The 18,789-nt window shown below is 36.2% G+C and carries 19 protein-coding genes; 15 read left to right on the top strand and 4 right to left on the bottom strand.

The genetic code is table 11. The annotated features are described in order from the left end of the window. The first annotated feature begins 39 nt into the window (after positions 1-39). From K9B36_RS10530 to K9B36_RS10490, 9 genes are all read left to right on the top strand, one after another. On the top strand, positions 40-2,637 hold the full coding sequence (locus tag K9B36_RS10530; RefSeq protein ID WP_223702012.1) for an exonuclease domain-containing protein: 2,598 nt from the start codon (positions 40-42) through the stop codon (positions 2,635-2,637). A 179-nt stretch (positions 2,638-2,816) separates the two neighbouring features. After that, on the top strand, positions 2,817-3,656 hold the full coding sequence (locus K9B36_RS10525; protein ID WP_223702011.1) for a ComEC/Rec2 family competence protein: 840 nt from the start codon (positions 2,817-2,819) through the stop codon (positions 3,654-3,656). Between the two features lie 393 nt (positions 3,657-4,049). Beyond that, positions 4,050-4,220, top strand: a complete 171-nt coding sequence (locus tag K9B36_RS10520; protein ID WP_223702070.1) for a YpmA family protein — start codon at positions 4,050-4,052, stop codon at positions 4,218-4,220. Between the two features lie 13 nt (positions 4,221-4,233). Continuing rightward, complete coding sequence (locus tag K9B36_RS10515) at positions 4,234-4,707, top strand: cell wall elongation regulator TseB-like domain-containing protein (protein WP_223702010.1); 474 nt, start codon at positions 4,234-4,236, stop codon at positions 4,705-4,707. 22 nt (positions 4,708-4,729) lie between these two features. Then, positions 4,730-5,917, top strand: coding sequence for a pyridoxal phosphate-dependent aminotransferase (locus tag K9B36_RS10510; protein WP_223702009.1), 1,188 nt, complete (start codon positions 4,730-4,732; stop codon positions 5,915-5,917). A 347-nt stretch (positions 5,918-6,264) separates the two neighbouring features. Then, positions 6,265-7,557, top strand: a complete 1,293-nt coding sequence (gene asnS / locus K9B36_RS10505) for an asparagine--tRNA ligase (protein WP_223702008.1) — start codon at positions 6,265-6,267, stop codon at positions 7,555-7,557. 215 nt (positions 7,558-7,772) lie between these two features. Continuing rightward, the gene (locus K9B36_RS10500) at positions 7,773-8,480 is read left to right on the top strand and encodes a DnaD domain-containing protein (RefSeq protein WP_223702007.1); all 708 of its coding nucleotides are present in this window, start codon (positions 7,773-7,775) and stop codon (positions 8,478-8,480) included. Positions 8,481-8,563: 83 nt separating this feature from the next. Beyond that, positions 8,564-9,217 carry an endonuclease III gene (gene nth, locus K9B36_RS10495; protein WP_223702006.1) on the top strand — a complete coding sequence of 218 codons (654 nt, stop codon included), beginning with the start codon at positions 8,564-8,566 and terminating at the stop codon, positions 9,215-9,217. Then, positions 9,217-9,726 (top strand): YpoC family protein, encoded by a 510-nt coding sequence (locus K9B36_RS10490; RefSeq protein ID WP_223702005.1) that lies wholly within the window; start codon positions 9,217-9,219, stop codon positions 9,724-9,726. The genes nth and K9B36_RS10490 overlap by 1 nt, the downstream gene beginning before the upstream one ends. A 174-nt stretch (positions 9,727-9,900) precedes the next feature. Here the strand turns inward: K9B36_RS10490 and K9B36_RS10485 are convergent, their stop codons facing one another. Further along, positions 9,901-12,525: a transglycosylase domain-containing protein gene (locus K9B36_RS10485; protein WP_223702004.1), complete on the bottom strand. Its 2,625-nt coding sequence runs from the start codon at positions 12,523-12,525 to the stop codon at positions 9,901-9,903. A gap of 43 nt (positions 12,526-12,568) precedes the next feature. Continuing rightward, positions 12,569-13,168, bottom strand: coding sequence for a Holliday junction resolvase RecU (gene recU / locus K9B36_RS10480; protein WP_223702003.1), 600 nt, complete (start codon positions 13,166-13,168; stop codon positions 12,569-12,571). A 98-nt stretch (positions 13,169-13,266) separates the two neighbouring features. Between recU and K9B36_RS10475 the strand changes: the two genes are divergently transcribed. The 5 genes from K9B36_RS10475 (at position 13,267) to K9B36_RS10455 (ending at position 17,234) form a co-directional block, all read left to right on the top strand. Next, positions 13,267-14,286 carry a DUF2515 family protein gene (locus K9B36_RS10475; RefSeq protein ID WP_223702002.1) on the top strand — a complete coding sequence of 340 codons (1,020 nt, stop codon included), beginning with the start codon at positions 13,267-13,269 and terminating at the stop codon, positions 14,284-14,286. A 355-nt stretch (positions 14,287-14,641) separates the two neighbouring features. Continuing rightward, entirely contained in the window at positions 14,642-14,902 is a 261-nt protein-coding gene (locus K9B36_RS10470) for a hypothetical protein (RefSeq protein WP_223702001.1), read from the top strand. 425 nt (positions 14,903-15,327) lie between these two features. Further along, positions 15,328-15,852, top strand: coding sequence for a GrpB family protein (locus K9B36_RS10465; RefSeq protein ID WP_223702000.1), 525 nt, complete (start codon positions 15,328-15,330; stop codon positions 15,850-15,852). A gap of 109 nt (positions 15,853-15,961) precedes the next feature. Beyond that, on the top strand, positions 15,962-16,489 hold the full coding sequence (locus K9B36_RS10460; RefSeq protein WP_223701999.1) for a hypothetical protein: 528 nt from the start codon (positions 15,962-15,964) through the stop codon (positions 16,487-16,489). A gap of 388 nt (positions 16,490-16,877) precedes the next feature. Next, complete coding sequence (locus tag K9B36_RS10455) at positions 16,878-17,234, top strand: YppE family protein (protein WP_223701998.1); 357 nt, start codon at positions 16,878-16,880, stop codon at positions 17,232-17,234. Positions 17,235-17,318: 84 nt separating this feature from the next. Here K9B36_RS10455 and K9B36_RS10450 read toward each other — a convergent pair whose 3' ends face one another. Together K9B36_RS10450 and yppF are read right to left on the bottom strand one after the other, a co-directional pair. Continuing rightward, positions 17,319-17,480 carry a hypothetical protein gene (locus tag K9B36_RS10450; protein WP_223701997.1) on the bottom strand — a complete coding sequence of 54 codons (162 nt, stop codon included), beginning with the start codon at positions 17,478-17,480 and terminating at the stop codon, positions 17,319-17,321. 100 nt (positions 17,481-17,580) lie between these two features. Continuing rightward, the gene (yppF, locus tag K9B36_RS10445) at positions 17,581-17,775 is read right to left on the bottom strand and encodes a YppF family protein (protein ID WP_223701996.1); all 195 of its coding nucleotides are present in this window, start codon (positions 17,773-17,775) and stop codon (positions 17,581-17,583) included. 286 nt (positions 17,776-18,061) lie between these two features. Between yppF and K9B36_RS10440 the strand changes: the two genes are divergently transcribed. Further along, a complete protein-coding gene (locus K9B36_RS10440) occupies positions 18,062-18,643 on the top strand; it encodes a YppG family protein (protein ID WP_223701995.1) in 582 nt (193 codons plus the stop codon). Positions 18,644-18,789 lie beyond the last annotated feature (146 nt).

Raw genomic sequence — 18,789 nt, 5'->3', positions numbered from 1 at the left:
GTTTATAGGCAGAAGAGAGAAGTAATGAGGTGTGAATAAATGAAACAGCGATATGTCGTCCTGGATTTGGAAACGACAGGGAATTCTCCCAAAAAACAAGATAAAATTATACAAGTGGGCGCTGTTTTAATTGAGGATGGCGAAATAATAGAAAGATTTGCTAGCTTTGTGAATCCGAACTGCAGGATTCCTCCTTTTATTGAACAATTAACATGTATTAATAATACCATGGTTAAAAAGGCCCCAACTTTTGGGCAAATCGCTCCAATGCTATCTGAAATGTTAGAAGGCGCGGCTTTAGTGGCACACAATGTTCCATTTGATTTGTCTTTTTTACAGCATGAATTGGTAACAAACGGGTACAGCGCATTCTCTGGGAATACCATCGATACTGTTGAGCTGGCAAGAATACTTCTGCCAACACAAAAAAGCTACAAATTAAATGATTTGGCGGAGTTTTATCAATTAAATCATGATAATCCGCATCGAGCTGACAGTGATGCTGAGGTTACTGCGATAATATTTTTAAACTTATTGGAGAAAATTCGTACATTACCTTCCCTTACAAACAGGCAGTTAAATAAGCTTTCGCACAATATGAAAAGCGATATTTACATACTTTTTAATGAGTCATCTTTGGTAGACTCGAAGGACTATTATATATACGAAAACAGAGTTGCATTAAGACAGTTTTCTACTAGCTCTCCTATCAGTGCAGAACAGACGAAGGAAAAGATCCTTCTGTTTTTAAAAAAGGAAGAAAGTGCTGCAGTCAAGGACGTGAATACATTATTCAAGGCTCGTCAACATGGTCTACTTGAAATGTCTCTTGATTTATCAGGATTGGGTGAACATTATTTATTAGGTGCACTATTATTTGCATTGGACACAGAGCAAAAAGTAGTGATCAGTTCGTTTAGTTCAGATACAGGGACTAAAATCCAAGAACTTTTATCTGATCTACATAAGCTTAATATAGATATTTCCTATCATACATCAGCAATTAAAGGGAAATATTTTTATTTAAGTTTGCCTCTTTTTCTAAAAACTCTCGAGCAGCAAGAGGATAATTATGATGCAGTGCTGACTAAGTCTCAAATTCTCGTATGGCTTACTGAGACCCTTACAGGAGATATGGAAGAACTGTCTCTTTCTTCTGGCGGTCGGTTGCTTTGGGAATCCATAAACTGCACGGTAAAATCAAAAAGCAATCAAGGTTCATATTGCTTTTATCAACAGGCAATGAAAAAGTTTCAATCCTCGAAGCTTATTTTCACCAATCATTCTTTTTTGGCCAAGGAGATTTGGAAACCTGACGTATTAAAGGCTTGCGACTACTTTATTGTAGATGACGCGAATGTTTTTTACCAAAACGTAAGTAGGTTTCTTGGGAAGGAAATAAGCTATCTTGATCTTTACTTTACTCTTTCTAAACTTTCTGATAACCCATTAGTACAACAGGCTAAAGAGGAACTTGATGAAATGTTTAGAATATTGAGGGGATATAGTTTATCCAAAACCAAAACCATGTCCTCTAGAATTTCCTATCGTTATGATATTCTTAGGGAAAAGGGTCCCACGTGGCTGGCGGTCCAGGAAGCTGCTCAGCGTCTTTATATGAAGCTGACAGACGTAATTCATGCATTGGAATTAACGGAAAATGGCCAAAGGGTAATTGATGATGCTAAAGACGCTATTGAGCAAGAATCGGTTGTTTTAAAGACAATGAGAGATACTTTTTATTCGTTGCTCTTTGTTCCTGACAAAAGTAGACTAACCTGGTTTGAAGTGAATGTACGAGGCGCTAAAAACTCGGTAACAATTTTAGAGGAACCATTGGATATTTCGTTAAGTTTGGCGGAAAAATTCTATCAAGTAAAAAGTAGTGTGATTTTTATTTCCCCTGCGTTAAGTGTGAATCAAAGCTTCGATTTCATAGTGGAAGAACTGGGATTAACTGATTTTTATCCAACATCAATAAGAGTGCCTGATTCAAGCAGGATGTTACCCAGTGTATACATTCCAGCTGATATGCCCATAATTTCAAAAGGAAAAAATGAAAAATTCATTCAAACAGCTGCTTTGCAAATTCGCGAATTGCATACACTCAAAGGAGGCAGAGTTTTAGTTGCATTTTCATCTATCGAAATGCTCTCGTCCGTGTATAATGAGTTGAAAAATTCCCCTTCTTCTAATGAAACGATAATAGTAAGTCAAAGCAGTATCAGTGGAGGGAAACAAAAAATCCTTAAAGCTGCCGCTAATTTCGACCAGGCAATTCTTCTTGTAACAAACAGCTTTTTAGAAGAAGTTTCGATTAAAAAAGAACAAATCGATACACTTGTGCTTATACGCTTGCCATTTAAGGCGATGGACGAACCTGTAATGGCTTCAAAGATTGATCGAGTAGAAAAACAGGGGAGAAATTCCTTTACCGATGTATCCCTGCCGATAGCTGTTATCCGATTTAAAAAAATGATCGCTTCTTTTCTAGAAGGTAAAGGACAAAAGGATATATTTATTTTTGATAAAAGGGTAATTGAAAAAAGATATGGGGATCAATTCTTGGAAGCTATCCCCAATGCAATTGTAAAAAAAGATTCTTTTTTTTCGTTACTAAACCGTATGAATAGCTGAAAATCTAGATACTTTAATACAGTATCAATCATTTTCGCTTACCCTTGGAATGGACCATTAGGTAATCCACGTAGGGTTACCTAAAGGTCGGTGTATCCTCCTTATGCTCCTATCTAGTGCATAAATAGGGAATTTAATACTTGCTTTAACCTAGCTCTAATAGTAAAAGGATGAGGTAGATGTGGAACATTTTAGTTATAAGTATTTTGATTTTCAATGTAGGCTTTTTGCAACCCATTATACCTAATGAAGTGGAAAAGGTTGACCTACAGTTAAAAGAAGAGGAGATTGCATTCACGTTTTTCGATTTAATTGATGGAGAAAGCACATTAATTCAAACCCCTGCTGAAGAAACAATCCTAATTAATACTGGTTCTCCTAAATCAGAAGAAGAAATTTTAAATAATTTAGAAGTATATGGGGTAAATGAAATAAGCTACCTGGTTATTACAAGTACTGAGCCTGAATATATCGGGAATTTAGAAAGTATCAAGGAAAATTATGAAGTAGAGCATTTTATTTTTCCAAAAGGTATGAAAAACAATAAAAACATAGGAACTCCAATTTACTGGGAAAAAGGAAAAAGAGCGGAATTGGCGGAAGATCTCCAAAGTAAGGTGATTAATGAAGGTATTTCCGGTGATGAGAATAATGTAGTAATGGATATTCTTTTCGAATACAAAGGAACATTTCTTTTATTTATGAGCAGTGCGAACAGCATGGTGGAAAAGCGTTTAATAAAGGAAATAGACTTAAGCGTCGTCAATATTTTAAAGGTCGGAGATTTTGCCAATAAGTATGGAACCTCCGAAGCTTTTTTAGAAAGTTGTGACCCTCAAATAGCCATAATATTTAAGAATGGAAAAGGTTCAGGAGTGGGAGAAGTTGTCGAAAGACTTCATGAAACATGGCTTGATATTTATCAAACAGCACAGATAGGAAATGTCACTATTAAATTGAGTGATCATGATTACCAAGTAATCACTCTAACACTAAACACCTTTCATCAAATATCATAAAGAATAAGCCCGTAAAAAATCTGCAATTGGATTTCTTACTGTCCGATTCACTTGAAATTAAGGGTAATTTTTAATTTAATTGGAAAAGAGCACGACAAGAACGATTGTAACGTATAGTACCCTCTTACGTAAAAGCAACAATCAATGCGAAAACAGCCTTTAAAAAAGAGGATAAAAAAAAGGTGAATCCTTTGCCGGAAAGGGATTCACCCAATAATAATGGTGTAGGATAGGAGGAAATTTAATGGTTTTACCAGTACATATATTGTACTAAACTGAATAGTTACTGTTATAATGTGTTTGAACACTATAGGTGATTCAGTACTAATATTCTTACCTACAATGGTGGTCAGTATGAGTAACAATAATTGCAAGATTCAGGAGGATTTTGGGATGGAAAGTAAAATTGAAGTAGTCTCTACAGTTAAAGTAGAATATACTTCCGATCTATATAAAATCGTTGACGCACTTAACAGGTCATTAAAAAGGGAAAACCTTATGTTTGGATTGGCATTAGATAAAGAAAATAAAGAAAAAGCCATATTTACCATATATCGTACATAAAGAAGTGATTAGTTTGAAAAAATGGATGTTAATAATACTTACAATTGTAATCATCATTATTATATGGCAACTGGTAGCGATTTATCAAACAGCCATGTCACCAATTCGCGAAAATGAAAAGGAAGTCAGTCAGATTGCTCAACAGCAAAAAGGACTACACACCATAACGAACTTTTACAATTATAATGGGACGTCTTCCTATACAATTATTGTAGGATTGAATGAAGATAATGAAGAGCATATCCTCTGGTTTAATGATAAGAAGGAAATTGTTTTATCAAAACCGGCCAAAGAAGGTATAGCAAAAGAGGATGTATTAAATTTTTTAGATACAGACCGGACACCCAAAAAGATAATTTCTGTATCACTTGCAATGGAAGATGAAGAACCGTTATGGGAAATTAAATTTAAAGATGAGAATGATCGTTATAACCTCTATTACATTGAATTCGAGAATGGAGTTTATTATCAGCGTATTACTTTCTAATCATTGTAGGAGGAAAGCAGATATGAATTTAGCGCAAAGAGTTTCAACATTAACGCCATCAACTACGCTTGAAATCACAGCAAAGGCAAAGGAGTTAAAAGATGCTGGTCATGATGTTATAGGTTTAGGAGCTGGAGAGCCGGATTTTAATACTCCTGACCATATTCTGGACGCAGCAAAGAAAGCAATGGATGAAGGGTTTACAAAATACACCCCATCAGGTGGCTTACCATCTTTGAAAAAAGAAATAATAAAAAAACTGGAACGAGATCAGAAGTTGGCATATAACCCTTCGGAAATCATTGTATGCAGTGGGGCAAAGCATGCCTTATATACTCTGTTCCAAGTGATACTCGATAAGGACGACGAGGTGGTGATTCCAACCCCATATTGGGTTAGTTACCCGGAACAAGTGAAACTTGCAGAAGGGAAGCCTATATATGTGGAAGGAAAAGAGCAAAATCAATTCAAAATTACACCAGAGCAGCTTAAAGAAGTTCTTACACCAAAAACAAAAGCAATTATTATAAATTCGCCAAGCAATCCTACAGGAATGATATATACAACAAAAGAACTTTTAGATCTTGGAAAAGTTTGTTTAGAAAACAATGTCCTGATTGTCTCAGATGAAATTTATGAAAAGCTTCTTTATGATGGAAACGAACATATTTCCATTGCACAGCTTTCACCTGAACTTAAAGAGCAAACCATTATTATTAATGGGGTATCCAAATCACATTCGATGACAGGATGGAGAATCGGATATGCTGCAGGAAATCAAACCATTATTAAAGCAATGACTAACTTGGCAAGTCACAGTACTTCCAATCCAACCTCGATTGCACAGTACGCGACTATCGCTGCTTATCAAGGAGCGCAAGACGCTGTAGAAGAAATGCGTCATGCATTTGAAGAAAGGTTAACCATTATATTTGAAAAGCTCAATAAAATCCCCGGCTTCCATTGCTTAAAGCCACAAGGTGCGTTCTACCTATTTCCGAATGCAATAGAAGCAGCGAAATTAGCCGGTTTTGATAATGTAGACAGTTTAGTAAAGGCATTACTTGAGGAAGAAAAAGTTGCTTTAGTTCCTGGCTCTGGATTTGGTGCTGCTGATTATGTTCGTTTATCCTATGCCACAAGCCTAGAGCAACTAGAAGAAGCAGTGGACAGAATAGCAAACTTTATGAAAAAAACAATAGCTAAGTGATAAGCTTAGCTTTTCCTTTTTTAATAATGGCCTGTTAAATTTGAATGCTGATTATAACGCTATTCCAGCGATGATTGGAGCAAAAGGCGGAGACTCCAACGGGAAATAGCGGAATACTTGCGACCCCACAGACTAGCCGAGGAGGCTCCAGCACCGCCCCGTGGAACGAGTAGCCTTTTGAGTAAATCAACAGCGAAGTTTTACAAAGCCTTAATTTTGAGTGGAAAGTGTTTGCTTCCATAATTTATGGCTTGTATAATATAGCTTATGTACATAACGAATAAAGATTTTTAAAGTATATTAAAGTTTTGTTTTTTAGGAAGAATAGTGCTGGAGGGAAATTAAAAGTGAAAACGACGATAAAAGAAGTACATAAGTTTGTAAACGAAGAAGTTACAATTGGAGCATGGATTGCCAACAAACGCTCCAGTGGAAAAATAGCCTTCTTGCAATTACGTGACGGAACGGGATTTATCCAAGGAGTCGTAGTAAAAGCAGAAGTTGCAGAAGAAGTTTTCCAAAGTGCTAAAAGCGTGACACAGGAGACTTCTGTGTATGTTAAAGGAATAGTAAGAGAAGACGAAAGATCTCCATTTGGATATGAATTAGGCGTAACCGGTATTGAAGTAATCCATGAAGCCGTTGATTATCCTATCACACCAAAGAATCATGGTACAGAATTTCTTATGGACAACCGTCATCTATGGCTCCGTTCTAAGAAACAACATGCAATTATGAAAATACGTAATGAAGTCATTCGTGCAACATATGAGTTTTATAATGAAAATGGTTTTGTGAAAATTGATCCGCCTATACTTACAGGTAGTGCTCCTGAAGGAACATCTGAGTTATTTGCGACAAAATATTTTGATGAAGATGCATACCTTTCACAAAGTGGCCAGCTTTATATGGAAGCAGCTGCGATGGCATTAGGTAAGGTATTTTCATTTGGACCTACTTTCCGTGCGGAAAAATCAAAAACTCGCCGACATCTTATCGAATTTTGGATGATTGAGCCTGAAATGGCATTCATGGAATTTGAGGATTGCTTAAAAGTGCAAGAAGAATATGTTGCTTATATTGTACAAGCAGTACTTAGAAACTGCAGGCTAGAATTAGGGATATTGGATAGAGATTTATCCAAACTTGAAAAAATCAAGGCACCATTTCCTCGTATCACTTATGATGATGCCATTAAATTTTTAAATGATAAAGGTTTTGATGATATTAAATGGGGCGAAGACTTTGGAGCTCCTCATGAAACTGCCATTGCAGAAAGTTATGAAATGCCGGTTTTTATCACACATTATCCAACCGGTATTAAGCCTTTCTATATGCAGCCACATCCAGAGCGTGATGATGTAGTATTATGTGCGGATTTAATTGCTCCAGAAGGCTATGGAGAGATTATTGGTGGTTCAGAAAGAATTCATGATTATGAACTTTTAAAACAAAGATTAGAGGAACATAACCTTGATTCAGATGCTTATAAATGGTACTTAGAACTTCGCCAATACGGCTCTGTGCCTCATTCAGGTTTTGGACTGGGCCTAGAGCGTACAGTAGCCTGGATAAGCGGCACAGAACACGTTCGTGAAGCTATTCCCTTCCCAAGACTTTTAAACCGCTTATACCCTTAAGCAAATGACCAGAGTAATCACCTGCTATAACAGCGGTTGATTACTCTTTTATTTCGACTGTTATTATCCTTCTTTACTATTGTTTTCTCTGTAGAATTGCCCCATAACAAAAATTAAAGTCGATGTGAATGGAGCTTTGAAAAGTTATTTCTTGATTATATTTCCTATGAAGTATTCTCATAAATTTGTTATACTTATTCAAGAGGTGTCTCCTAATGAAAAAAGAACTATTTATAGAATTTTTGGAAGAAGGTAATATTTCCATTCCAGCTTATTTATTAAACAATTATGTAAAGCTCGGGTTAAATGAAAAAGAGTTTTTACTTATTTTGCATGTTCATTCATTTTTGGAAAGTGGGAAGATTTTCCCTACTCCGCTGGAAATAGCTGATAAAATGACGGTAGATCCCACAGAGTGCATGGAAATTTTGCGCCATTTATTGCAAAAAGGATATTTATCCATCAGTGACGAAATGGACGAAAATGCGATAAAGTATGAAAGATATTCTCTTCAGCCATTATGGGAAAAAATGATGTACTTCATGATGGATCATTCAAAACAAGCAGATTTACATGAAATTAGAGATCAAGAAATGAATTTATATACTGTGTTTGAAAAAGAGTTTGGTAGACCTTTATCACCGTTTGAATGTGAGTCACTTGGAATGTGGATGGACCAGGATCATCATGATCCAACCATTATTAAGGCTGCGTTAAGAGAAGCTGTAATTTCCGGAAAGTTGAATTTTCGATACATTGATCGTATTTTATTCGAGTGGAAAAAGAACGGAATTAAAACATTGAATCAGGCTAACGAATATGGGAAAAAGTTCCGCAAAACACAGCAGCCGTTAAAACAACAGCAAACTGCTGCAAACAAACAGCACAAAAATACCGTGCCATTTTACAACTGGCTAGATTAATTAGACCTTTTGGAAAACGTGAAAATTTTGCGGTTTCCTTTTTTTAAGAGGTTAAAGCGGGAAAAGGAAGGTTGAACAGTTAGATGTTAAATTTAAAACAGGTAAATCACGTGGTTGAAGTGATGGGTGAAATGTTTCCAGATGCCCATTGTGAACTGGTTCATAAAAATCCTTTTGAATTGGTTATTGCGGTTGCACTTTCGGCACAGTGTACAGATGCATTGGTTAATAAAGTCACAAAAAATTTGTTTGAAAAGTATAAATCACCCGAAGATTTTTTGGCTGTTTCATTAGAAGAATTGCAGCAAGATATTAGATCAATAGGGTTATTTAGAAACAAAGCAAAAAACATCCGTAATTTATCTCAACTGTTACTAGATGAATACAATGGAGAAGTTCCTAAAGATAGGGACGAGCTCGTTAAATTACCTGGTGTAGGCAGAAAAACAGCAAACGTAGTAGTTTCTGTGGCATTTGGGGTTCCAGCTATCGCGGTTGATACACATGTTGAACGAGTTAGTAAAAGGCTAGGAATCTGTAAGTGGAAGGATAGTGTATTAGAGGTAGAGAGAACGCTTATGAAGAAAATCCCGATGGATAAATGGTCAGATACTCATCATCGATTGATTTTCTTTGGCAGGTACCATTGTAAGGCTCAATCTCCCCAATGTGAGAGTTGTCCCTTGCTAGAGATGTGCAGAGAGGGTAAAAAGAGATTAAAGAAGAAGGCAGTTTGATGAACATTCCCGCTGTGTTTCTTCATCCACTATACTATCAAAAAGGTGCTACCCTCGATTTCTCCAACATTCATGAGCAAGATATAGTATCATCTCCCTTTAAATTTGATATAGCCTACTCGCTGGGAGTTTTTACAACCTGGCAGCCATGGAAAGATAAGTTAAGATCTGTTCCAATGCTTTTTTTGGCATGGAAAGAGTATGAAGCCAGCCTTGTTATTCTTCATAAGAGCAGGGAACGGCATCAAGTAAAAAAACATATGACACAAGTAATTGCCATATTCATCCAAAGTCTCTTCTGGATGAATGGTCAACCAGTTAGTGAGTTAGCAAAATGGCAGAAGGACGTGAAGGCGTTACGATTAAAACCAATTAATCTTGAAGAACGTTTAGATTTTGTTATGAGTCAGCCAGAAAAGTATCCTGCTTTTATCCAAATTCAACAACTAATCAATGAGATTCAGAAGCTTTTTTACAAAATGCAAGCTGTTGAAAATTTAAAAAAATAGCGCTAATCAGACTGTAGACAATCTTGAGGTACTTCAAGGTTGTCTACAGTTTTTTTGGTGCTTTTATATCTTTCCACCTGATAAAAAACACTATATCTTAAAAAAGGGTTTCGGAATGTGACCATTCCGAAACCCTTTTGTCTACAAACTGAGTAGCGCTACTTTTATATTCTGTTAATCATCATCATTATTATTGTTGTTTTGGCCACGATTTTGGTCGCTACCTTCACCATCTTCGTCATCGTCTTCATCATTGCCATCGTCTTGATTTTCATCTTCTCCTGCATCATCGTCGCCTTCGCCATCACCGCCGGCTCCATCATCACCGTCACCTTCCTCACCGTCTTCTTCATCTGTAGGAGGGAGTTCAGGAATAACTTCTTCCTCATCTTCTACGATTTCAGGAATTTGGATAGATTGAGTAACAGGGTCACTGCGGGTTTCAGCATTATCATCTAGTATTGCTGTAATTTCAAATGTAAACGTCGCACCAGGATCAGGGCTTTCTATTTCTAAACTAAGGTTTTTAGAAACTGTAAGAGGTTGTGGTGATCCTTCGTTTACCGCTACCTTAATATCAAAACTCACATCTTCCAGTTGCTCTTCAGAATAATCCCAATTAAGGAGAATTTTATTTTCTTCCTGGTCAAAGGTCGCTGTAAAATTGGATGGACTATCCAGTTTATCGTACTCAGTTGAGACCTCTGTCGGTTCTGTACCTTTTACAAAATACTCATTGGTTATCATCTCATTTGGTGTAAACTCTCCAGCTTTTAGAGGAGGATTGGAACCTTTTTCAATTCCTACCCTTACCACGCTGTTTGGAACTGGGAAGTCTGCTTTATCTTCCTCCGAGGTCGAAATATGCTCCATCAGTTGCCGGAAAATTTCGCGAGATAAATATTGGTCTCGAACATCACCTGAAATTGGTCTTAAGTAATTATTCTCTCCTAAATTATTAAACCCTGTCCAAACAGCTGCTGTATAAGAAGGGGTGTAGCCTGCGAACCACGTACTAGGAGCTGCTGCTTCGGGAATATTAAATCTTTCAAGATCAGCAGTATCAAAGTTGGTAGTACCGGATTTTCCTGCTATATTCAAACCAGAAACATTTGCTGCTCTTGCTAAACCGGTTCTAACAGATGTTTTTAACATGTCGGTAATCATGAATGCCGTGGAATCCTTCATTACCACTTGAGGTTCTTTATTAAGATTTACACTTGAGCCATTTTGGAATACAACTTTTGTTACAGCAAATGGTTCTGTGAAAACACCGCTATTTCCAAATGGTGCATAGGCTCCCGCTAGTTGAAGTGGGGAAACACCTCGATTAAATCCTCCGATAGAATATGACTCGGGTATATCTTCCCCCAAAGTAATGCCTAGTTTTACTGCAAAATCCCGTGCATTATCTGCTCCAACCTCTTGAAAGGCTTTTAATGCAGGAATATTGCGTGAATCTGCTAAATGTTCACGTATACTCATAAATCCTTTATACTGATTATCCCAGTTTTTGATGGGGGCTCCATTAGTATAGGTAATGTCTTCATCATTAATTTGATGATAGGTGGACCAATCCAAATGCTCAATTGCAGGACCATAATCTAAAATGGGTTTTATTGCCGATCCAGGTTGCACACGTATATCTGTAGCATAGTTTAGGCCCGTTTTCACGTGATTGCGCCCTCCACCTAGTGCTCGTATCTCACCGGTTTGAGTATCTATTAGGGCAATTCCTGCCTGGTAATCTTCATTATCCAGATGTGCTATATTGCTTTCATCTGATAAGAGGTATTCTACATGCTCTTGTGCATCCACATCCAAAGTAGTATAGATTTCAAGCCCGTCTGCTTGTGGATCTACATCTCCTACTTGTTCGGAAATTTCTTCAATAACCCGATCCATGAAAGCATTATATTTATTAGAGAAATTTGTCTTTTCAACATCTGTTGCAAGGGTAGCGTCAATTGGTGTTGCTTTTGCTTCATCCGCTTGCTCCTGCGTTATCTTTCCATGGTTAACCATTAAACTTAATACTATATTTCGTCGTTTTTCAGCGTTCTCAGGATTTGTTAGAGGATTATAATTGTTTGGACTCTGAGGAAGTCCTGCCAATAGGGCAGCTTCGTGCAGCTCTAATTCATCCAAATTCTTTCCATAATAATTTTTTGCGGCTTTTGCAATTCCATAAGAATAATTAGAAAAATAAATTCTATTTAAGTACATTTCTAGAATTTCTTCCTTTGAAAAGCGAGATTCCAGCTCGTATGATAAGTAAAACTCTTGAGACTTTCTTTTTAATGTTTTATCTGTTGACAAGAAAGATAGTTTAACGAGCTGCTGGGTAATAGTACTTCCACCCTCAGCACCAAATCCTCTTGTAACGTTTGCAAGGACAGCACCTGCTAGGCGGCGGTAGTCAACTCCGCTATGCTCAAAAAAACGAACATCCTCTGTTGCTAGAAATGCATCTTCTACAAGTTGTGGTATCTCATCATATTCCACATATTCTCGAGATTCATGCCCGCCAATCTCAGCAGCCAATTCTCCGTTTTGATCATAGACTTTTGAGGGAACAGGAACCTTTAACAATGTTTCATCAAGCGGCGGTGTATCTTTAACATAGTAAGCAAATGTGGCGATACCCGTTAGCAATCCTACAATACCAATAATAAGAAAGGTTAAGAATATTTTTTTGACTATACTTTTGCCTTTTTTTGTTTTAGATCCATTTTTAGCTTCCTTTTGCTGTTGAAGCGCTTTTCGTCTTTCTTCTCTTGATTGGTAATTATCAGCCATGTATATGACCTGCCTTTCTTTACTTATACCGCGGGAAAGGGGTTTAGCAATAGAGCTTGTCTACTACTTTAATATAATCAATTCTTGGTTGAAACCCCAGAGGAATCAAGTGTCCGTCTTGCTCCACCTCTTGTTTTGTCATAGATTTTCTTTGCCCTGATTCTTTTCTCTCCCAGTAATAAAATAATTTTTCTGCTGGCAACAAATATACTTCATTAAAAACTTGGAACAATAATATGACGAAACAGATTCCATTTTGTTTCACTACTTGTTGCATATGTTGTATTTGGTGCTCGTGAAAATTTTGAAGTGGAAAGGAAGTTTTATTCTTCGTTTCTTTTGCTTCAAAATCAATATACCTACCATTATACACACCATTAAAATCGGTTGTTGAGGCCTGTTTGAAATAAGCTTCTTTAATGACGGCGGCACTTCGTTTAGGGTAATGAACGTCAACAATTTGGATAGGAGTTGGTTTTTTGTGCACAACCGCCATTTGATGATGCAGATAGTACAAATTAGATTCATGCAAGTCCTCTTCTAACGTCATTCCTCTATTTCCATAAAGAACAGGAGCTTTCTTTTTAGCAGAAGTGGAAGAGGTGGACTGAAAGATTTTTCCGTTAGGATATCGGATATTCATAAAATTCCCCCTGTAGACGAAAACTAACCTTATCTAGAAAAAATAGGTGAAGCCCATTGATTATTACCTATCCAAATCTTCTTCAAGGAGGAAAAAGATTGAAGACAGTAAAATCACGAGATGCTTATAGAATTATTGAGGAAAGAAGAAAAAACTATATCTATTCCTCTCAAGAAAATAATTTTATCACTAGTATAAAAAAAAATACAGTAAAACATAATCTTGACAATATCTCCCGAACAAAGGCATATGCCGCTTACTTTGAGAAGCACAAGGAAGTTAAATGGGCCTTTTTAGCAAGCATGGTTTCTCGAAATGCTGGGTGGAATATGACAGATTTAAAAGGAAGGTGGTTCACATTAGCGCTGGATGAAAAACAGCGTTTTCCTATATTTTATACCTATGAACTTGCAAACTGGATGATCTTCCAAGATGCCTATCCCCAACTACTATTATATGAACTTTCTTCTTATTATAATAAACCATTTTTCCATCTATTAAAGATATTCAATGTTTCCTGTTTTATGGAGTATGAGTGGGAAAAGTTTTGGTTGGAAAGGGACGAAGAGCGACTGGTTACATCGTTAATTATTAACGAACAAAATCTTATACAGTACCCAGTTCTACAAAATCATGCATTAAAAAAGAAAGTATTTAAAACGATGGTCTTCTCCTTTCAAGACTTAGGTCATTTCAGTTGTGTTGTTTTTCCTACAATTAATGGAAAGCTCTATGGTTACTCGGTTCATGGTTTTCAGAAGCTCTCGAATCGAATAGAATTGGGGAAAAAGTTAGCTTCACTTCTTTTTTCAAAGGAACATTACCAAGCGTTCCATGAGTTTTCTTTAAGAACGGAGCATACAGGGGGAAGGTACGATTATGAAAAATATATGAGTTATGGTTTATACAGAGAAACTCCTTTTTTAAGGTGTGTCTATCCAGTTATAAAGCATCATGCAAATTTTGAAAAGGATTGGATATTTATAAGAGGGAAGCAGGTAGAGACGTGGTCACGACCGATTGTGACAGGTGTGGAGAAACATACCGATGTGACAAAATGGTTTATTCACAAACAGCATCAACTTCATGGTCTTATTGCATGGAAGAATTGGCTCTAAAAAAGGTTAGTGCTAATATCATCAGCACTAACCTTTTATCTATTATGTAGACGGTCGGTTAGGTCCATCCAATTTTTTGTCTTGGCGTCCAGGTTCGTTTTCCTCTGTCTTCCGATTTTGTTGTTTTTGTTGCTTTTGTTGTTTACTGTCATGTTTATCCATCATTATTCCTCCTTTTCCTTTTCTTTTGGTAGCATCTTTATTTTTACCAAACGTAAATATTTCATTCGAAATAGATGAAAGAATATGCAGATATCCACTTTCTTTGCCGAAATACTTCTAGTTTTGTCACACGAGAAGGGAGTGGAGGAAAAGTGGCGAAAAAGAAGAGTAATAAAGTATGGAGGGGATTAATATGTCCAATGTTGTGTCCCGTAATGATGTTACAAAGTTGTTCGAAGATATGATGCTACAGATGGATGTGCTTGAAGTTACAATGTCCAATACATTGATTATTGAAAGAGAAGAAATGGAACAAGTAATGAAAGATCAAATTTTGCGTTTACACAATACTCTTGACGAAGTAGAAAAAGTAATGAACGAACAAAAAAACCAAAAGATGGAATATGGCCAACAAAGAATCGCATTTAATCACCAAAATGCTTTTTCTGTATAAATTAGAGCATTCAAAATAAATCCAGAATGTATTTCCATTTTGAAAAAAGAATCAACAAGAATTTAAAATATACCCCCTAGCATTTCTTAAGGGTTTCCGTTTAGGGAGGGAAAATAACAAAAAGCTTAATAAATAGCAGGCTAATTCGCATACGAATTAGACCTGCTTTTATTATTGTTAAATCAATGATTATACTCATTTTTGTACACACCGACCAGCACCCTAATCAGCAAGCGTACAATAATTATTGTCCAACTTAAATACGTGTTGATAATTAGGGTGTTAAAATACTTACCATTTCACATCCTGTTCCACTCAGGAACTACTATTAAATCCTTCTTACAAGGAGTTTTATGATACAATTGTAAATATTGGATATTCAATTAAAGGGCAGGATAATTGAAGATGATATTAGGGGGAATTAAATGTTAGGCGTTAACAAAGGTGAAGTGATTTTAGTTAACCATTCCGATAATTGGAAGAGGTTATTTGATAAAGAAAAATCCTTATTGGAGAAGATTATTGGGGACAAGACAAAGGATATTCAACAATTTGGCAGTACAGCAGTTAAGGGGATTGAAGCCAAACCTATTATAGATATACTTGTAGGTGTAAAGTCATTAAAGGATGTTGAAAAGTTTAATAAGGAAAAATTAAAAGAAGCTGGATATTATCATTTATCCAAAGTTCAAATTGATGGGAAAGAGGTTTTTGCTAAGTTTACTGACTTAGAAAACTTAACCAAGACACATATTCTTCACGTTGTTGAGTATGAAGGTAGTTGGTGGAACGAACATATTTTCTTCAGAGATTATTTAAATACAAACCCGTCAGTTGCTAAAGAATACGAGTCGCTCAAGACGTATTTAGCAGCAAAATACCCTAACGATGAACGTTCTTATACAGATGAAAAGAAACAGTTTGTGGATGATATTATAAAAAAGATGTAACTTCTATCTTCTGCTAAATAGGAGCGATAGCTACATAAGCGGGTTTAAATGAAATAAATATAAATATTAATGCAGTTATTGATGTACATTTGTTAGGGGGGGATTGACAGTGAAAAAGTTTCTGATGGGATTTATTAGTCTTTTGGTGCTTTTAGTGGGGTGTAATGAAAAAGATCAAGTTGAATCACCAATTTACGAGGGAGACAGATTGAACATTGGTGTATTAGGTGAAGCATCTGAAGTAAGGGAGCAAAATATTAATTTTCAAAGTATAACCTTTGATAAATTAGAATCAGATGTTAAAAGCATTTCAACTGAGTTCGATGCTATTTTCATTATGAAGGAACACCTGATTCAAGCAGGAGAAAAGCAATATGCAAAAGTGTATAGTGAGTTAGGAGTACCTGTTTTCTTCTTTCAGTCAAAAAAATCATATCTACCATTTATATACGAAGATATGACCTATGAACAAGTTCCTAATATTGAAGATCAAACATATGCAACAGGCATTTTGAGTAAAAAAAAGGATACATATAAATATTGGGGTTACGGATTATACAATGATACTGAAAATGAAACTAATATAAAAGATGTTTATTCAAGAATATTTACAACCATTGAGTCAGAGGTGAAATAAGTATTCTTTAATAAGATTGCTTATTCAGCAAACTAGGAGCTTTTATTAATAAGCCGTCAATAATTTACTAAAAAAAGAGGTTGGGACAAAAGTGTTTTAGCTTTGTGTTTTTAAATATAAGTTTAGTATTTAATTCACTATAGCGTTTGATTGGAGTGCAAGACGGAGACTCTTGCTTAGAAGAGTAGACTATGTGAGACCCCGCAGGCAAAGCCGAGGAGGCTCACGGGCTACCCGCGGAAAGCGAAGTCTTGCACGGAAATCAATAGCGGGTTTAGAGCCGGCACTAAAATTATTCGTCTTTTGTAAGAGTCTTTTTAGTTTTGTCCCATCCTCAATTTAAATTTAACGGCTTTTATGATAATATCTATTGCTAGAGGTGAGTAAGATGAATAGCGATGAAGTAATAGAATTATCACAAAAAATAGTGGTGTATTTAGAAAAAATCGAGAAGATATACGAAGAAACAAAAAAAGCACAAAATACCCCGGATTTTTTCCAACAAGTAAAGCCCTTTGCAGATAAGATATATTATACCCTGCAAGATTGGGAAGAAAAAACGACAGACTGGATCAAAAAAGAATCTCCAAAATATATCCACACTCAGCAAATAGACAGCACCGTGGAAAATGTAAAACATGTATCAGTTCAATGCTTTTATCCTGATACCCGTGAAAAAAGGTTTAAGGGAATGATTCAATCCATAAGGTATGTACTTAACGATATTCTTACAAAAAAACAGTAAGATGGGAAAAACGCTTGCATTTACCGATAAGGACCATATCTATTACGGTCTAGTATCGAAAATGTCAAGCGTTTTCATTTTTCACTATTCTTTATCTACCTTGATCGTGACAGGACGATCGCCTTCGCTAGCAACAGGCTCTATTGCATACTCAACTTTTTCAAAAACCTTCTTTTCAGCAGGTGTCGCTGAAATGGTTGGCTCATGACCTTTTTTCTTATACTCAAAATTTTTACCTCGACTCATTATAACAACCTCCTTTTGTTCCCTGTTATTATTCCTCATTTTAGGAACGGTATTACAAAAAAAGAGATTCTATAATAGAATCTCCAGTTAAATGTAAGTATTATGATATCTCTTCTAAGGTTTTTGGCGGAACTGCACCTATTCGTTCTAATTCTTTAATTACGGTGCGAAATTGTCCTATAGATAATTCTTCCCGCAAATAAAGCTGCCTAGCAAAATCCATTAACTCATTTTCTTCAATTGGTTCATAGCTTTTACAAGTAACAAATTTATGACGAAGTTCTTCTAGTACCACCAAAACATCCCCCCACTTTGAAGTTGTTTTTATTTTACCATGAAATATTAATTTTTCTTGTTTTTGAAAAAATGAAACTTCCGACAAAATGGGACAAAATATGAATATTTTGCTTGTTGAGTTGAGCTATTAGAATGGTCTCCGAGTTGAGAAGCGGACCTTCTGCTAAGCCCACGATATCCTTCACAAAGTTAATCAATTCTAGCCTCATGGCTTTTCCTTGGATAGGCACATATGAAGGGTGGTGTCATATATTATGTATAGCTAGAAAAGAGGAGGGATCCTATTGTTTAGGAGAATGTTTGGCAGACCTAGACATTTATCATATAGCAGAAATATGTCATTTTTAAATCAGTTGCCCTATAATATGCAGGGAATGCTACCATTTGGTAATGAAGGAGTCTACCAGGGGATGTGGCAGGGTATTCCTTACAACGGAATGATGAATATGACAAACCAAGGGGAAGGATACCCTGATATGATTTCACCCCAGACTACACAAAGTAATCAAGCCAATCCTTTTCAAGGGTTTCCTGTTCAAGGAATGCCTTTTCAAAACGGTGCCTTTCCTTTGAACGGATATAATGGCACGCAGCAGAGTACAGGTGGAGGAATGGGAATACCTCCTAATGGATTTTCTTCCCAAATGAACATGTTCCAACAAACGCCTTTTATGAATCCTTATCCAACACAAAATCAACCGAAAAAGGCATCAACCACTCAGACACAAACATTTATGAACCAATTTAAGGGGCAAGATGGGAATGTGGACATGAAAAAGATGATGGATACAGCAGGACAAATGATGAATACCGTTAATCAACTTAACAATATGGTTAAAGGTTTAGCAGCAACCTTTAAAGCATAAAGATGCCTCATTAAAAGGCATCTTTTATTTTTGACTATAACAGGTAAGATTTTGAACGTTGCCTAGCTTTTCGAAGCGACCTTTTAAGCACAACCCTTTAAGAAAACACGCCTTCCTTGCCAGTTAAACACGGCTATTGATTTCCG

The sequence above is a fragment of the Sutcliffiella deserti genome, from assembly GCF_020037475.1.
GTDB classification, from domain to species: Bacteria; Bacillota; Bacilli; order Bacillales; family Bacillaceae_I; genus Sutcliffiella_A; species Sutcliffiella_A deserti.
Note: the sequence above shows the minus strand (reverse complement) of the source record. Positions and strands in the feature narration are given on the sequence as shown.

What these genes read in the sequence shown, in the direction of transcription:
- K9B36_RS10530 (WP_223702012.1), top strand. Translation starts at nt 40, where the DNA reads ATGAAACAGCGATATGTCGTCCTGGATTTGGAAACGACAGGGAATTCT.
- K9B36_RS10525 (WP_223702011.1), top strand. Translation starts at nt 2,817, where the DNA reads ATGTGGAACATTTTAGTTATAAGTATTTTGATTTTCAATGTAGGCTTT.
- K9B36_RS10520 (WP_223702070.1), top strand. Translation starts at nt 4,050, where the DNA reads ATGGAAAGTAAAATTGAAGTAGTCTCTACAGTTAAAGTAGAATATACT.
- K9B36_RS10510 (WP_223702009.1), top strand. Translation starts at nt 4,730, where the DNA reads ATGAATTTAGCGCAAAGAGTTTCAACATTAACGCCATCAACTACGCTT.
- K9B36_RS10500 (WP_223702007.1), top strand. Translation starts at nt 7,773, where the DNA reads ATGAAAAAAGAACTATTTATAGAATTTTTGGAAGAAGGTAATATTTCC.
- nth (WP_223702006.1), top strand. Translation starts at nt 8,564, where the DNA reads ATGTTAAATTTAAAACAGGTAAATCACGTGGTTGAAGTGATGGGTGAA.
- K9B36_RS10490 (WP_223702005.1), top strand. Translation starts at nt 9,217, where the DNA reads ATGAACATTCCCGCTGTGTTTCTTCATCCACTATACTATCAAAAAGGT.
- K9B36_RS10485 (WP_223702004.1), bottom strand. Translation starts at nt 12,525, where the DNA reads ATGGCTGATAATTACCAATCAAGAGAAGAAAGACGAAAAGCGCTTCAA.
- recU (WP_223702003.1), bottom strand. Translation starts at nt 13,168, where the DNA reads ATGAATATCCGATATCCTAACGGAAAAATCTTTCAGTCCACCTCTTCC.
- K9B36_RS10470 (WP_223702001.1), top strand. Translation starts at nt 14,642, where the DNA reads ATGTCCAATGTTGTGTCCCGTAATGATGTTACAAAGTTGTTCGAAGAT.
- K9B36_RS10465 (WP_223702000.1), top strand. Translation starts at nt 15,328, where the DNA reads ATGTTAGGCGTTAACAAAGGTGAAGTGATTTTAGTTAACCATTCCGAT.
- K9B36_RS10455 (WP_223701998.1), top strand. Translation starts at nt 16,878, where the DNA reads ATGAATAGCGATGAAGTAATAGAATTATCACAAAAAATAGTGGTGTAT.
- K9B36_RS10450 (WP_223701997.1), bottom strand. Translation starts at nt 17,480, where the DNA reads ATGAGTCGAGGTAAAAATTTTGAGTATAAGAAAAAAGGTCATGAGCCA.